18 protein-coding genes are annotated in these 14,118 nt (G+C 72.4%); 5 read left to right on the top strand and 13 right to left on the bottom strand.

Features of this window, described 5'->3' with window-relative positions; genetic code table 11:
• Nucleotides 1-29 precede the first annotated feature (29 nt).
• The 3 genes from SLAV_RS18430 to SLAV_RS18420 all read right to left on the bottom strand — a co-directional run bounded on the left by SLAV_RS18430 (nucleotide 30) and on the right by SLAV_RS18420 (nucleotide 2,138).
• Nucleotides 30-578 carry a tRNA adenosine deaminase-associated protein gene (locus tag SLAV_RS18430; RefSeq protein ID WP_030225490.1) on the bottom strand — a complete coding sequence of 183 codons (549 nt, stop codon included), beginning with the start codon at nucleotides 576-578 and terminating at the stop codon, nucleotides 30-32.
• 195 nt (nucleotides 579-773) lie between these two features.
• Nucleotides 774-1,001 carry a hypothetical protein gene (locus SLAV_RS18425; RefSeq protein WP_030225491.1) on the bottom strand — a complete coding sequence of 76 codons (228 nt, stop codon included), beginning with the start codon at nucleotides 999-1,001 and terminating at the stop codon, nucleotides 774-776.
• A 117-nt stretch (nucleotides 1,002-1,118) separates the two neighbouring features.
• Entirely contained in the window at nucleotides 1,119-2,138 is a 1,020-nt protein-coding gene (locus tag SLAV_RS18420; RefSeq protein WP_037686175.1) for a universal stress protein, read from the bottom strand.
• Nucleotides 2,139-2,348: 210 nt separating this feature from the next.
• Between SLAV_RS18420 and upp the strand changes: the two genes are divergently transcribed.
• Nucleotides 2,349-2,984 (top strand): uracil phosphoribosyltransferase, encoded by a 636-nt coding sequence (gene upp, locus SLAV_RS18415; RefSeq protein WP_030225496.1) that lies wholly within the window; start codon nucleotides 2,349-2,351, stop codon nucleotides 2,982-2,984.
• A 70-nt stretch (nucleotides 2,985-3,054) separates the two neighbouring features.
• Here the strand turns inward: upp and SLAV_RS18410 are convergent, their stop codons facing one another.
• Both SLAV_RS18410 and SLAV_RS18405 read right to left on the bottom strand, forming a co-directional pair.
• Nucleotides 3,055-3,729 carry a LytR C-terminal domain-containing protein gene (locus SLAV_RS18410; protein ID WP_100660911.1) on the bottom strand — a complete coding sequence of 225 codons (675 nt, stop codon included), beginning with the start codon at nucleotides 3,727-3,729 and terminating at the stop codon, nucleotides 3,055-3,057.
• 79 nt (nucleotides 3,730-3,808) lie between these two features.
• Entirely contained in the window at nucleotides 3,809-4,105 is a 297-nt protein-coding gene (locus SLAV_RS18405; RefSeq protein ID WP_008740979.1) for a type II toxin-antitoxin system VapB family antitoxin, read from the bottom strand.
• Nucleotides 4,106-4,193: 88 nt separating this feature from the next.
• On the opposite strand from SLAV_RS18405, the gene SLAV_RS18400 reads away from it, so the two are divergent.
• Both SLAV_RS18400 and opcA read left to right on the top strand, forming a co-directional pair.
• Nucleotides 4,194-5,765: a helicase HerA-like domain-containing protein gene (locus tag SLAV_RS18400; RefSeq protein ID WP_030225502.1), complete on the top strand. Its 1,572-nt coding sequence runs from the start codon at nucleotides 4,194-4,196 to the stop codon at nucleotides 5,763-5,765.
• Between the two features lie 126 nt (nucleotides 5,766-5,891).
• Nucleotides 5,892-6,824, top strand: coding sequence for a glucose-6-phosphate dehydrogenase assembly protein OpcA (gene opcA, locus SLAV_RS18395; RefSeq protein WP_030225505.1), 933 nt, complete (start codon nucleotides 5,892-5,894; stop codon nucleotides 6,822-6,824).
• On the opposite strand, the gene SLAV_RS18390 is transcribed toward opcA, so the two are convergent.
• Nucleotides 6,773-7,246, bottom strand: a complete 474-nt coding sequence (locus SLAV_RS18390) for a cupin domain-containing protein (RefSeq protein ID WP_030225507.1) — start codon at nucleotides 7,244-7,246, stop codon at nucleotides 6,773-6,775. The two genes, opcA and SLAV_RS18390, sit on opposite strands and share 52 nt — an antisense overlap.
• A 154-nt stretch (nucleotides 7,247-7,400) precedes the next feature.
• A complete protein-coding gene (locus tag SLAV_RS18385) occupies nucleotides 7,401-7,997 on the bottom strand; it encodes an HhH-GPD-type base excision DNA repair protein (protein ID WP_030225509.1) in 597 nt (198 codons plus the stop codon).
• Nucleotides 7,998-8,127: 130 nt separating this feature from the next.
• Between SLAV_RS18385 and SLAV_RS18380 the strand changes: the two genes are divergently transcribed.
• Nucleotides 8,128-8,952: a VOC family protein gene (locus SLAV_RS18380; protein ID WP_030225512.1), complete on the top strand. Its 825-nt coding sequence runs from the start codon at nucleotides 8,128-8,130 to the stop codon at nucleotides 8,950-8,952.
• A 31-nt stretch (nucleotides 8,953-8,983) separates the two neighbouring features.
• Here the strand turns inward: SLAV_RS18380 and SLAV_RS18375 are convergent, their stop codons facing one another.
• From SLAV_RS18375 to SLAV_RS18360, 4 genes are all read right to left on the bottom strand, one after another.
• Entirely contained in the window at nucleotides 8,984-9,739 is a 756-nt protein-coding gene (locus SLAV_RS18375) for a hypothetical protein (RefSeq protein WP_158740450.1), read from the bottom strand.
• A gap of 14 nt (nucleotides 9,740-9,753) precedes the next feature.
• Nucleotides 9,754-10,695, bottom strand: coding sequence for a hypothetical protein (locus SLAV_RS41040; protein WP_030225515.1), 942 nt, complete (start codon nucleotides 10,693-10,695; stop codon nucleotides 9,754-9,756).
• 279 nt (nucleotides 10,696-10,974) lie between these two features.
• Nucleotides 10,975-11,682 carry a hypothetical protein gene (locus tag SLAV_RS18365; protein ID WP_030225516.1) on the bottom strand — a complete coding sequence of 236 codons (708 nt, stop codon included), beginning with the start codon at nucleotides 11,680-11,682 and terminating at the stop codon, nucleotides 10,975-10,977.
• A gap of 104 nt (nucleotides 11,683-11,786) precedes the next feature.
• Nucleotides 11,787-12,293: a DUF6624 domain-containing protein gene (locus tag SLAV_RS18360; RefSeq protein ID WP_030225517.1), complete on the bottom strand. Its 507-nt coding sequence runs from the start codon at nucleotides 12,291-12,293 to the stop codon at nucleotides 11,787-11,789.
• A 349-nt stretch (nucleotides 12,294-12,642) separates the two neighbouring features.
• On the opposite strand from SLAV_RS18360, the gene SLAV_RS18355 reads away from it, so the two are divergent.
• Nucleotides 12,643-13,062 (top strand): TOBE domain-containing protein, encoded by a 420-nt coding sequence (locus tag SLAV_RS18355; RefSeq protein WP_030225520.1) that lies wholly within the window; start codon nucleotides 12,643-12,645, stop codon nucleotides 13,060-13,062.
• Here the strand turns inward: SLAV_RS18355 and SLAV_RS18350 are convergent, their stop codons facing one another.
• Together SLAV_RS18350 and SLAV_RS18345 are read right to left on the bottom strand one after the other, a co-directional pair.
• Complete coding sequence (locus tag SLAV_RS18350; RefSeq protein WP_051840249.1) at nucleotides 13,063-13,356, bottom strand: hypothetical protein; 294 nt, start codon at nucleotides 13,354-13,356, stop codon at nucleotides 13,063-13,065.
• A gap of 264 nt (nucleotides 13,357-13,620) precedes the next feature.
• Nucleotides 13,621-14,070, bottom strand: coding sequence for a molybdopterin-dependent oxidoreductase (locus tag SLAV_RS18345; protein WP_051840251.1), 450 nt, complete (start codon nucleotides 14,068-14,070; stop codon nucleotides 13,621-13,623).
• Nucleotides 14,071-14,118 lie beyond the last annotated feature (48 nt).

Genomic DNA, 14,118 nt, shown 5'->3' with positions numbered 1-14,118 from the left:
GTCGTACGGGGTGTCGTGCACGGTGATCACTAGCGGACGGCCTCCAGTACCTCGGTGGCGCCGAGGGCGTCGGCGATCTCCGAGAGGGCGTCTCCGTCGAGGGACATGAGTTCCTTGTGGCCGACGCCGAGGTCGTCCAGCAGCCGGGGGTCGCCGAGCGGACCGGCCGGGACCGGCTCGGCGCCCGGTCCCACCCCGTCGTCCGCGTCGTCGTCCTCGTCCGTGAACGCGGCGATCGGTTCGTCCTCGCCGTCCTCGGTCCCGTCCAGGTCCAGTTCGTCGAGGTCGTCGTCCTCCTCGTCGTTGCCCAGCAGCTCCTTGGTCAGCATCGAGCCGTAGGAGCTGCGGTCGGCGACGGCGGCGTTCGACACGTAGTACCGGGGGTCCTCCTCCCCGTCCACGCGGACGACGCCGAACCAGGCGTCCTCCTGCTCGATGAGGGCGACCACCGTGTCGTCGTCGACAGCGGCGGACCGGGCGAGATCGATCAGATCACTGAGGGACTCGACGTCGTCGAGTTCCAGGTCGCTCGCTTCCCACCCGTCTTCGGTGCGCGCGAGCAGTGCGGCGAAATACACCGTGACTCTCCCACTGGTCATAGGCGTGCCGGTTGGAGGTCCCCCCGGCCGGAGGGTGGGGTCCGCAACGGCCGTGACGCTCGCCGGTCCGCACCCCGCCCAATCGGCATCGTGGCAGAAACAGCGGCTTTGCGAGAGGTCTTCGGCGCGGCGGCCGTGTCGCGGCGCCGGTCGCGGTGACGGCCGTCCGGCCGCTCACCAACGGAATGTGCGCATCCGCATCTGCTGGCGCATCCGGGCCGCACGGGCGCGCCGGGGCTGGACCCGGTCGCGCAGTTCCCGGGCCTCGTTCAGGTCGCGCAGGAACTGGGCGCGCCGCGCCCTGCGCTGCGCCGCCGTCTCCGGCGCCTCGTACGCCTCGGTGCCGCTCCTCGCGCTGCTCCCGTCGATCGCGTCGGTCTCGTTCGTCTGCGTGTCGGGCATCGGCCACCACCCACGGCTGGTCCGGTCGTCCTCCTCCGCCGGCGCGAAGCAGTCCCCCCGCTCCCACCTTCCCCCGGTCGGCGCGTTTGATGCCACCCCTCGCCAGATCGGCCCAGGTCAGGCGTCCTCGTCGGGATGGAGGGCCGGGACGACGGCCACGGGTCCGTGCGCGTGCTGGAGGACCGCGTTCGCCACCGATCCCATCAGCAGGGACCGCCGCCGCGGGTGGTGGCGGCCCACCACGACCAGGGCCGCCGTCCGCGACGCGTCCACCAGCCGACCGGCGGCGTCCCCGGGCACCGCCGCCTGCTCGACGGGCACGTCCGGGTAGCGGGTGCGCAGCGGGGCGAGGCGCTGCGTCTGGGAGCGCAGCATCTCCCGTTCGGCGGGTACGGCATCCCCGTCGTCGGCGAGCGCCTCGGGCGGGATCACCTGGAAAGGACTGTCGACGATCAGGGTCGGGCCGGGCGGGACGGCGTAGGCGGAGACCACCTGGACGGTGGTCCCCCGCGCGGCGGCTTCGGCGAACGCGAAGAGCAGTACGTCCTCGGGCGTCTCGGCGGCGTGCAGCCCGAGCACCACGCGGCCGGCGGAGGCCCCGGCGCCGTGCGGGCGGGCCGCGCCGTTCCCGCCGCCGTTCCCGCCGCCGTTCCCGCCGCCGTTCCCCTCGCCGTTCCCGCCGCCGGGCGCGTCGCGGTCCGCGTGCGGGACGACCACGACGGGGCAGGTCGCGGTGGTGGCGACGGCCCTGCTGTTGGAGCCGAGCAGCAGGGTGGCGAACCCGCCGCGCCCGCGGGAGCCCATCACCAGCATCGTCGGCGCGGCCTCGGCGGCGATCACCCGCAGGGCTTCCGGCACGGAGCCCTCCAGGGCCTCGTAGCGGACCTCCCGGGGCAGTTCCGGGGCGGCTTCCAGGACGGCGCGCACGTAGTCGCCCACGGGGTCGGCGAACCGTTCCGGCTCGTTCGGGTCGTGCAGGGAGGAGCGGCGGCCCGCGTACAACTGGGAGACGTCGGGCAGCACATGGGCCACCAGCAGGCCGGTCCCGCGGCTCAGGGCGGCCGTACGGGCCCACTCCAGGGCCCGCAGGCTGTGGTCGGATCCGTCGACGGCCGCGATCACCGGTGGGTTGCTCACCAGTCAAGGGTGCTGGGCGGCGCGGCGCGGCGCACGTCGGGCCGTACCGGCGCGCCGGTACCGGGCGCGGGCGCCGCCGGGGACGCGCGGGGGTCCTCCCAGCGCGTAGCCTTTTGCCAGTGGGTCGCGAACAGGCGACCGTTTTTGCAGGTAGCAGGGTCGCAGGTCGCAGATCGCAGGTCGAAGCCCGGCTGAGTCTTGGAGGATGTTGTGCGTTTGCAGGTCGTCGATCACCCCTTGGTGGCGCACAAACTCACCACGCTGCGCGACAAGCGCACCGACTCCCCCACCTTCCGTCGGCTCGCCGACGAACTGGTGACGCTCCTCGCGTACGAGGCCACCCGCGACGTGCGCACCGAGCAGTCGGACATCGAGACGCCGGTCGGCCCGACCACCGGCGTCAAGCTGTCGCACCCGCGTCCGCTGGTCGTGCCGATCCTGCGCGCCGGTCTCGGCATGCTGGACGGCATGGTGCGGCTGCTGCCGACCGCCGAGGTGGGCTTCCTGGGCATGGTCCGCAACGAGGAGACCCTGGAGGCCTCCACGTACGCGACGCGCATGCCCGAGGACCTCTCCGGGCGCCAGGTCTACGTCGTCGACCCGATGCTGGCCACCGGCGGCACGCTGGTCGCCGCGATCCAGGAGCTCATCAAGCGCGGCGCCGACGACGTGACCGCCGTGGTCCTGCTGGCCGCGCCCGAGGGCGTCGAGGTCATGGAGCGCGAGCTCGCGGGCACGCCGGTGACGGTGGTGACGGCCGCCGTGGACGAGCGGCTCAACGAGCACGGCTACATCGTGCCGGGCCTGGGCGACGCGGGCGACCGCATGTACGGCTCGGCGGAGTAGACCGCACACGGCGGTATTCGGGCGGGACGGGTGGGGCGGGCGGGCGGCCGGTGGGTCCGGTCCGCCCGCCTCAGCACTTCCGGGCGGTCGCGGGGACCGGGTTGGCCAGGGCGGCCAGTGCCTTGTCCGCGTCCGCCTTCGGGGTGAGTTCCTTGAAGGCGTCGCCCAGGATCAGGTCGATGTCCGTGCCCTCGCGGGTGTCGGTCTGGGTGGTGACCCCGGTGAGCTGGGCGGCGAGGACGGAGTACGCCGCCTTGTCGGTCCGCGGGGAGCCGAGCAGTATCCCGGCGCCGGGGACCTTCTTGTCGAAGTCGGGAGGGGCGTTGCCGACCTGGCCGATGACGAAGCCGCGTTTCTCCAGCTCGTCGCGGACCGCCTTGGCGAGCCCGGCGCGCGGGGTCGCGTTGTAGATGTTGACCGTGATCTGGCCGGGCGGGGGGAGTGCGACCGCAGGGGGTGCGGAGGGGGCCGCGCCGGGGCCGGTGTTGCCGGCCTTGGCCGCCTTGGCGGGAGTGGCGGACGCCGTGGGGCAGTCCTTGCCGGCCGCCGCGTTCCGCTTGCCGCCGTCGCCTCGGAACACGTCGATGAGCTGCAGTGCCCCGTAACCGAGCAGGGCCAGCGCGAGGACCGATCCGAGCAGGGCGAGCACGACCTTGCGGCGTCGCCGGGGACGGCTCATGCGGGGGTAGGCAGCTCCCGTGATGCGGTACTTTCCGCCCATGCCGGGGGGAGTGAGCATGCTCATGGGCGCAGCGTAGTGCCGTACCGGAACGATGCCTACTAAATGATCTGTTGATCGGGTAAGGCTGACCCGAAAGGCGCAATCAGTCCATTTCCAGGACGCGTGCGTGCAGCACCTGACGCTGCTGGAGCGCCGCGCGCACGGCGCGGTGCAGCCCGTCCTCCAGGTACAGGTCGCCCTGCCACTTCACGACGTGGGCGAAGAGGTCGCCGTAGAAGGTGGAGTCCTCGGCGAGCAGCGTTTCGAGGTCCAGCTGCCCCTTGGTCGTCACGAGCTGGTCGAGCCGGACCGGGCGCGGGGCGACGTCCGCCCACTGCCGGGTGGTTTCCCTGCCGTGGTCGGGGTACGGCCGCCCGCTTCCGATGCGCTTGAAGATCACACGGAAAGCCTACCGGGCCCGCGCCTCCGGGCGCAGCCGCGCTCCGTTGGTGCAAAAGTGGCGGACAGGGCTATTTCGGGAGTGATGCATGAGTCAGAGCACCGACCCAGCCGGTCAGATCGCGGCCGGGTACGCCTTCACCGGGCCCGCGCTCGATCTCGGCGCCCTGCTCTGGGACGGCACCTGCCTGCCCGACCGGCAGATCCGCATCCCGCTGTCCATGCTCAACCGGCACGGCCTGGTGGCCGGGGCCACCGGCACCGGCAAGACCAAGACCCTGCAGCTGATCGCCGAACAGCTCTCCGCGGCCGGCGTGCCCGTCTTCCTCGCCGACATCAAGGGCGACGTCTCGGGGATCTCCGCGCCCGGCACCGAGAACGACCGGGTCCGCGAGCGGGCCGCCGACGTCGCCCAGGACTGGCAGCCGGCCGGCTGCCCCGCCGAGTTCTACGCGCTGGGCGGGATCGGCGCGGGCATCCCCCTGCGGGCGACCGTGACGGCCTTCGGCCCGGTGCTGCTGTCCAAGGTCCTCCAGCTCAACCAGACGCAGGAACAGTCCCTCGGCCTGATCTTCCACTACGCCGACAGCAAGGGACTGGAGCTCATCGACCTCAAGGACCTCCGGGCCGTGGTCGCCTTCCTCGTCTCCGACCAGGGAAAACCCGAACTCAAGGGCATCGGCGGACTGTCCACGGTGACCGCCGGAGTGATCCTGCGGGCCCTGACCGCCTTCGAGCAGCAGGGCGCGTCCGAGTTCTTCGGCGAGCCCGAGTTCGACACGAGCGAGTTCCTGCGCACCTCCGCCGACGGCCGCGGAGTGGTCTCCGTACTGGAACTCCCGGCGGTGCAGGACAAACCGCAGCTGTTCTCCACCTTCCTGATGTGGCTGCTGGCCGACCTCTACGCCGACCTGCCGGAGGTCGGCGACGTGGAGCGGCCCAAGCTGGTCTTCTTCTTCGACGAGGCGCACCTGCTGTTCAACGGCGCGTCCAAGGCCTTCCTGGACTCCATCACCCAGACCGTGCGCCTGATCCGCTCCAAGGGCATCGGCGTGTTCTTCGTGACGCAGACTCCCAAGGACGTGCCGGCGGACGTCCTGGCGCAGCTCGGCAACCGGGTGCAGCACGCCCTGCGCGCCTTCACCCCCGACGACGCCAAGGCCCTCAAGGCCACCGTGAAGACCTTCCCCCGCTCCCCCTACGACCTGGAGGAGCTGCTCACCGGGCTCGGCACCGGCGAGGCCGTCATCACGGTGCTCAGCGAGAACGGCGCCCCGACCCCGGTCGCCGCGACCCGGCTGCGCGCCCCGCGGTCACTGATGGGCCCGGTCGACCCGGCGGACCTGGACCGGGCGGTGAAGTCCTCCCTGCTGTACTCCCGCTACGCGGAGCCGGTGGACCGCGAATCGGCCTACGAGAAGATCGGCGCCGAACAGGCGGCCGCCGAGGCCGCGGCCGAGGAGGCCGCCGCGGCGGCGGAGGCCGAGAAGCAGGCCAAGGAGGCGGCGAAGGCGGCCCGCAGCGCCCCGAAGCCGGAGCCCTCGCTGGCCCAACAGGTGGTGGGCAGCGGACTGTTCCGCTCGCTGGCCCGCTCGGTCGGCACGCAGCTGGGCCGCGAGATCTCCCGCTCCCTCTTCGGCACGGCCAAGCGGCGTCGCTGACCGGTCCGGTCGTGGGGCTGTTCGCCGGCGCTGTTCGCCGGGCCGGTCGTGGGCCCGGTCGCGGGTCCAGGCGTAATCGAGCGAACCGGGTGCCGGACGACCGCCCGGCGCTGACAGACTCGGGGCATGCGGACCGAACTGACCGACACCACGTCCAGCAAGATCGACCGGGCGATGCTCGCCGCCCGCCGAGCCGTCGGCAGCCCCACGATGGGGCTGGTCCTGACGCTCCTCGTGGTCACCGACGAGGAGAACGCCTACGACGCCGTGCGCGCGGCCTCCGAGGCCTCCCACGAGCACCCCTGCCGGATCATCGCGGTGATCAAGCGGACCTCGCGCGGCCCGCAGCGGCGGCACCGGACCCGCCTCGACGCCGAGCTGCGCGTCGGCTCCGACGCCGGGTCCGGGGAGATCGTGCTGCTGCGCCTGCACGGCGACCTCACCTCGCAGGCCGGCTCGGTCGTGCTGCCGCTGCTGGTGCCGGACGCGCCCGTGGTGGCGTGGTGGCCCGCCGAGGCCCCCGCCGACCCGGCCCGCGACGAACTGGGCCGCCTCGCGCAGCGCCGCATCACCGACTCCCAGGCGGCCGCCGACCCGGTCGGCGTCCTGACCGAGCGCGCCGCCTCGTACGCCCCCGGGGACACCGACCTGGCCTGGACCCGGCTCACGCCGTGGCGCTCGCTGCTGACCTCCTCCTTCGACCAGAAGGCGCTCCCGGTCACGGGCGCGGCGGTGGAGAGCGAGCCCGACAACGCGAGCGCCGAGCTGCTGGCGCGCTGGCTGGAGCACCGGCTGGGGGTGGCCGTGGAGCGGGTCGCCACCGACGGGCCGGTCATCACCCGGGTCCGGCTGGCGACGACCGCCGGGGAGGTACGGGTCGACCGGCCGGCCGGGGTCCTGGCGCAGCTGGTGCTGCCGGGGTGGCCCGACCGGAAGGTCGCCCTGAAGATCCGCAGCAGCGCCGAGCTGCTCGCGGAGGAGCTGCGCTGGCTCGGCGCCGACGAGGTCTACGCCTCGGCGCTGCGGGTGCGGCCGGCCCAGGCCTCGCTCTCCGCGTAGTGGTTGTCGTAGGTGGGCTGGCTGTCGATGATGTCCTGCACGGTGGCCTCGCCCGCCCGCACCCGGCCCAGGAGCCGGTAGTAGTCGAAGCGCCCCATGCCGGGCGTGAAACCGACGAAGACCTCGGCCGTCTTGCCGGCGGCCGGGGCGAAGGCGTGCTTCACGCCGGGCGCGATGGTGATGAAGTCGCCCTTGGACAGGGTGTGGACCTCGTCGCCGACGAGGACGTCGAGCGCTCCGTCGGTGACGTGGAAGAACTCCGTGGCCTTGGTGTGGAAGTGCACCGGGGCACCGGTCGCGCCGACCTCGAAGCTCGCGGTGTTGCAGGTGAGCTCGTCGGTGTCGGTGAGCAGGGTGATGAGGCTGCCGGGGCCGTCGGAAATGATCTCGGCGGTGGCGGCGCGGGTGAGGTTTTCGGTCATCTCGCGATCCTATGAACGCCCCCGCGTCCCCCGGCCGATCCGCGACGGAAGTTCGTCAACTCCGCGGCCGCGCGCCCGCTCCGGCCCGTCCGGCGGCTCTCCGGCGGTCCGTCCGGCGGCTCTCCGGCGGTCCGTCCGGCGGTCCTCCGGCGGTTCAGTCGGCGGCCCCCTTGGCTTCCTTGGCGGCGGCCTTCTGCGCCTGCTTGAACTCCCTGACCTTCGCCAGCGACTCCGGCCCCGTGATGTCCGCCGCGGAGCGGTACACGTTCGCCCGTCCGTAGTCCCCGGCGGCCTCCCGCCAGCCCTTGGGCCGGACGCCCAGCCGCTTGCCCAGCAGCGCGAGGAAGATCTTCGCCTTCTGCTCCCCGAACCCCGGCAGCGCCTTCAGCCGCCCCAGCAGCTCGTCGCCGCTCGCCACGTCCCGCCAGACGGCCTCCGCGTCCCCGTCGTAGTGCTCCACCAGGTACGCGCACAGCTGCTGGATCCGCTTCGCCATGGACCCCGGGTACCGGTGCACGGCGGGCTTCTGCGACAGCAGCGCCGCGAAGGCCTCGGGGTCCATGGCGGCGATGGCGTCCGCGTCGAGGTCGTCGGCGCCGAGCCGCCCGGCGATCGTGTACGGCCCCGAGAACGCCCACTCCATCGGCACCTGCTGGTCCAGCAGCATCCCGACGAGCGCGGCGAGCGGGCTGCGTGAGAGGAGGGCGTCGGCCTCGGGCTGCTGCGCGAGCCGGATGGTGATGTCGTCCATGGCTCCAGCCTCCCCCGCCCCGGGCCCCCGCGCGCGGTCGGCGCGCGGTTGTCAGACCCCCCGCCTAGCGTGGAATCCGACAGGCAGTGGATGCGTAGTGGACGAAGTACGACACAGGAGTCGATCGACCATGTCCGATTTCCCTGAGGGCGCCCCGTGCTGGGTGGACGCGATGTTCACCGACGTGGAGGGTGCGAAGGAGTTCTACGCCGACGTGCTGGGCTGGACCTTCGGCGATGCCAGCAGCGAGTACGGCAACTACACGCAGGCCTATTCGGGCGGGAAGGCGGTCGCGGCCGTCGTACCGCCGATGCCGGGGGGTGAGGCCGCCTCGCAGTGGTGTCTGTACTTCGCCTCGCCGGACGCGGCCGCCACGGCCGAGAAGATCAAGTCCGCGGGCGGCGAGCTGGTGATGGAGCCGATGCAGGTCGGCACCTTCGGCACGATGGCGATCGCCAAGGAGCCGAGCGGCGCGGTCTTCGGCGTCTGGCAGCCGGGCGAGCACAAGGGCTTCGAGAAGCTCGGAGAGGCCGGTGCGTACGCCTGGGCGGAGGTCTTCAGCCGGGAGCCGGGCAAGGCGGACGGGTTCCTGGAGAAGGTCTTCCCGTACGAGTCCCAGCAGATGGAGTCGGGCAGTGCGGACTGCGACGATCCGGACGCGGCCGGGATGGACTTCAAGATCTTCAGCCTGGGCGGCAAGGAGAACCCGGTGCTGGGCCGGATGAAGATGGGCGACGATTTCCCGCCGGAGATCCCGTCCTACATCCAGGTCTACTTCGGCGTCCCGGACTGCGACGAGGCCGTCGCGAAGACCCAGGCGCGGGGCGGAAGACTCCACTTCGGGCCGATGGACAGCCCTTTCGGCCGCTTCGCGGCGGTCACGGACCCGCAGGGCGCGGCGTTCGCGGTGATCGACATGTCGACGACGGCCGGGGAGATGCCGAAGTTCGGCTGACCCCGGTCCGACCGGGTCCGACCGGGTCCGGTCAGTGCGCCGTGGCCGCGCGGTAGGCGGCCACGGCGGCCGGGAGGACGGCCTCCACACCTGCCCGCGGCTTCTTCGCGACCAGCTTCTGCACCATGAGGATCACGTCCCCCTCGCGGACGAACGCCTGCTCGCTGACGTACGGTTCGGGATCGTCGGGCAGGGCGGACGCGATCCGGAGCACCAGGCTGTCGTCCGCCGGGACGCCCGCCGCCGTCACCGACACGGTCTCCTGCGTGGTGGTACCGCTGTCGAGGGCGTTGGCGTAGGAGGGGCAGCGCTGGGCGGCGGCGCGTATGGCGGCCATGACCTCGGCCGCCCGGCCGGGTGCGTACCGGTCGAGCGCCTCCTGCCCGAACCAGGCGTCGTCGGGTACCTGTTCCGATATCTGTTCCGGTACCTGTTCCATTCCGACCGCCACGTCCTCCAGGGGCGGGGCGTGCTGCGTCATGAAGGACTGGACGCCGAGTTCGGAACACGGCATCGACGCGATCGGAACGGTGGAGGCGGGGCCGTGGGGTGCGGCGGTCGTCGTCGAGTTGATCTCTGCCGTCAGCAGGTGGAAGCCCCGCGGCAGTTGGGCCTGGGTCAGCAGCCCGTCGCGCAGCCGGTCCCGCGCGGACGCGGAGGCCGACTGTCCTGCCGACGGCGGTGCGGACGACGGCGGGCCGGCCTGCGGGCCGGCGGAGCAGGCTGAGGTGCCGAGTACCGTCATGGCGGCCACCGTCACCGCCCCCGCGACATGACGTGCGCGCACGATCCCGTCCCCCCTCAGATGTGTGGTGGCTCACCCTCCCACACGGCCGATATCGCGAAGTTCCCTCCCCCGGGTGGCGGTGGATCCTCGGAGCAGCCCCCGCAGGTGCCGGGGGCCGGGCCGCGGAAGCCGCGGTCGCAGCGCGTGCAGTTCTGCATGGGGTGGGGGCGTACGGGGGCGGCCCGTCTGGACTCCGGTTCCAGGATCGGGGGGAGCTGCGCCTTGAGGCGGTGGGCGATCAGTCCGGCCGGGTTGGTGAGCGGGTGGGGGATCCGGGCCGTCAGCGCGGTGGTGATCGCGTCCATGCTCGCGCCGCGCTCCAGCCAGACCTCGACGTCGCCCGCGAGGCGCTCGATGTCCCGCTGCCCGAGGAGCAGGCGGTGGTCGATGCGGCGCAGCCGCGCGAGCAGGGTCATGGCCGCCTGACGCCGGGGCGAGGGAGGCTCCGGTTCCGGCTCGGGCTCCGGGGCGGGTGCGGGCGCCGGTTCGGCCCCCTGGGGCTCCGGTTCCGGCTCGGGTTCCGGTTCGGGCGCGGGCTCGGCCTCGGGCATCGGGGCGGGCTCCGGTTCCGGTTCCGGGGGCGGGGGCGGCGGAGGCGGAGGCGGGGCGGTGAGGGACGCCTTCGGGTGGTTGTAGGAAATCGTTCGGGTGACGAAGCGGCCGTCGGGGAGCTGCTCGCGGACCCGCTTCAGGTAGCCGTGGGCCTCCAGCTCGCGGAGCGCGGAGGCGATCCGGATCTCCCCCTCGGGGACCCGCCTGGCCAGTTCCTTGATGCCGATGGGCGTTCCGGGCGGCAGCGACTGGATGTACGCGCCCAGGCCCCTGGCGGTGAGGCTGATCTTCGGATTCTGGATCAGGTGGTTGCCGACGACGGTGTACCGGGTCGTGTGCCGGACGTTCGAGTGATGAACGCCGTACGGCGGGCGAGGGGGCGCGCTAAGGTGCCTAAGAGCCATGGGGAAGTGGCGACTTCCTTGTTGGTCAGGCCCTCGCCCGGGATTGCCGTCCCGACGGGGGCCGTCTCATTTTTGGGGGTTGTCGGGGCGAGCATATGCCCCGCAACCGCTCCCAAATCCAGCTGAGTTGGACTTGTTCACCCGTGTGAGTGAGGGCGCCTCCACGGGGAGGCTGGTGGGGTTGGGCGCGGTTCTTTCCCCGGTACTGCGAAGCAAAAGAAACGTACGGGTGGACCGGGTCGTGGGGGAACGGAATTCGGCGGACGGGGCCGAGAGCCGTCAACGCGGGGGCAGTTGGTCGTACGTCTTGAAGGTGTACAGGGCGGACAGGGTGATCGTGTTGCCGGTGTCGGCCGGGAGGCCGAGGCGGTCGTTCACGAGGCGGGTCAGCGGTCCGCAGCCGGTGGAGGCCGGGGCGGTGAAGGCGGTGTCGGTCGCGGCGAACTTGATGACCGGCGGGTTCTTGGAGATCCACTCGGACTTGCCCACCCGCTTGAGGCGGATCTCGATCGGCGCCCCGTCGCCGCCGATGACGCAGCCCGGGGGCAGCAGGGGGCTCACGGCGCGGTAGCGCAGGGAGAACAGGCCCATGCTGTCGCCGACCGAGTAGAAGTCGGACCGGCCGCCGTACTCGGGCTGGAGGGAGAGCGGGATCCTGCCGACCAAGCCACCGGGGACGGTGGTCGGGCCGCCGCGCAGGGCGCCCCAGACCTGGCCGTTCGTGCCGTCGGGCAGCGGGCCCTCGGCGTGGGTGATGGTCATCGGGGCCAGCTCGGGAACGTCCCGGCTGCCCAGGCGCAGCGATCCGGTGGCGGTGAGCACCTCGCACTTCCACCGCGTGGCGTCGACCCCGGCGGGGATGGCCGGGCAGTCGGTGAAGTCGTACGAGGGCGCCTCGGCGGCGAGGGCGGGGGCGACCGCCAGGCCGGCGAGGGCGGCGGCGAGGCCGAGGGAGGCGGCTGCGCGGCGGAGCGTGGTCGTCTGCATGGCCCCTACGGTGCCGCCGTGCGCTGCCCGGCGGCACCGGGGGCATCCCCCGCCCGACCCTGAGGCCGCCCCGAGGCGGTGTCAGGGCCAACGAACGCGGGCCGTCAGGCCGTTGAGAACCTGGCCACGTACGTGTCGAAGGGTTCGATGCCGACTTCCGCGCGCAGTGCGTCCATACGCTCGGGCTCCTCGCAGGGCCACGGCACCGGTGCTCCGTCCTTCACCCCGGCGATCTGAGTGCCGTAGATCTGGCGACGGCCTTCGTTGACCAGCGTGCGGTCGCTGAGGAAGGCCAGCTCGCGCGGACCGGCGGCGCCTTCCGACACCGCCTGCTCCATCAGCCGGAGGGCGCGCCGCTGTACGTCGAGCTGCCGGTCGGCGTGCTGGGCGATCAGCCAGGCCGCACGTGCGGCCTCCTCGCCGAAGAGCTCCGCGGTCGGCCAGCCGTGCTCGTTCATGATCTCGCCGAGCCGATCGCCGTGCCGCGCGGTCAGCCGACGCCAGGCCAGCTGCTCGGCGGGGTCCTCGCTGTTCGCGTGGACGGCGGAACGGTGATCGGCTCTGGCCATGGCCGTGAGTTCCGCCGCCAGTGCGGCGATGTCGTGCGCCACTCTCAACTCCTGCTGTGGGTCGATCCGTTGTGTTCGTTGCCGCAAGCCTAGGAGTGCATTTCGGGCGTAAAGATCATTCTGGAGAACGGTGACAAGGCCCGCCGCGGGCCCCGATAATGGATCTACCCCGGTTCGGCCCGCACGGATGTGCGCGGGGCCGGCCCGCGGGAGCGTCGGCTTCGTTTTCCGAGCCTCTGACCTGGGATAACCGCAGGAACCAGCCGTGTGGGTGGTTCTGGTTCGCGGATGCGAGGGGCTGAACGAAAGTCAACACAAGGGCACATAGCGTCGATTCCGTGCGGTTCGTCCCGGGCCGCGCGAGGTGTCTACGTAAGGGGTCGAACCGCCCATGAGCCTGAGCATCCGCAACCAGATCGCCGGAACCGTCACCGCCGTCACCACCGGTGAGGCGATGGCGACGGTCAAGGTCCGCCTGGAGGGTGGTCAGGACATCACCGCCGCCATCACCCTCGACGCCGTCAAGGACCTCGGCCTCGCCGCCGGGTCCTCCGTCAAGGCGCTGGTCAAGGCCACCGAGGTGGCCCTGGCGACCGGGCCCGTCGAGGGGCTGTCCATCCGGAACCAGATCGCCGGGACCGTCGTCGACATCGCCGCCGGGCCGGCCATGGCCTCCGTCAAGGTCGACGTGAACGGCGGCGGGCTGACCGCCGCGATCACCGCCGACGCCGTCGAGGCCCTGGGCCTGGCCGCCGGTTCCTCCGTCGTCGCGCTGATCAAGTCGACCGAGGTGTCCCTCCAGGCCGCCTGATCATTGGATGAAGATGCTCCGGCCGTGGGCGACGGTGACCTGGCCCGGGAGGACCGGGTGGGTCACGCGTCCGTCGCAGGAGGGGCCCGACCAGACGAAGGCGACCTCGTCGGTGAAGTTCGCGACCTCCGACGGGGCGAAGTCGCCCAGCGGGTAGCAGCCCGAGGGGTCCTGGTGGGGTGCGCGGTCGATGAACAGGACCCCCTGGGCCGCCTGCGCCGTGCCCGGGGTGGTGAGCGCCAGCATCGCCGCCGCCGCGCAGGCCCCGAGGACCTTCGCCGTGCCTCGCATCATGTGTTCGCCTCTTCCTTCGGGAGCGATCCATTCCGTCACCGAAGGTATGGGTAGGGTAACGGTGTGTGATACGGCGTGCGGGGGTGAAGGAGGGGCGCGTGGATCTTCAGGCAACGCTCGACCGGCTCGTCGCGACCGGCGCCGGCCGCCGGCGCGTCTAGCGGGCCGCGCCGCCGGGCTGCCGGAGCCGACCCGAGAACTGGCCCGCCACCATCACGACCAGTCCCGCGTGTCCACGGGTCTCCGCCCCGGCCTCAGGGCCGCCTACACCCCGACGAGCGCCGGGACGGTCAGGGTGCCGAACCAGACGTGGGTGACGGCGCTGACGTAGCGGGCGCCGCAGCGGTCGGAGGGGACCACCAGCTGGCTGCCCGGCCCGTCGAGGTACGCCCCGTCGAGGCGGGTGGCCAGCAGGACCGGGCTGCCGCAGAAGTCGTCGTCCAGCTCCGCCCAGGACAGGACGGTGTGGTGGCCGTCGTCGCCGCTGACGGCGAGGAGGTAGCGGCTGCGGTCCTTGCGGCGGCGGGCGTCGAAGACCGGGCCCGCGCCCGCGATCACGTCCCGCAGCAGCGCGCCCTCGAAGACGCGGTGCTGCGGGCCGTTGGTCGCGCAGTCGAAGGTGACCTCGGCCCGGTGCTGCGGCCAGGCCCGCAGGTCGCGGACGCTCAGGGTCGCCGGATGGTCGAGCTCGCCGTGCAGCAGGAGTGTGGCCATGGGTAGGACATGCCCGACTCGCGTCCCCCTGGAACCTCATCTGCGAGG

It is taken from the genome of Streptomyces lavendulae subsp. lavendulae, assembly GCF_002803845.1.
In the GTDB taxonomy this organism is placed as follows: Bacteria; Actinomycetota; Actinomycetes; order Streptomycetales; family Streptomycetaceae; genus Streptomyces; species Streptomyces lavendulae.
Note: the sequence above shows the minus strand (reverse complement) of the source record. Positions and strands in the feature narration are given on the sequence as shown.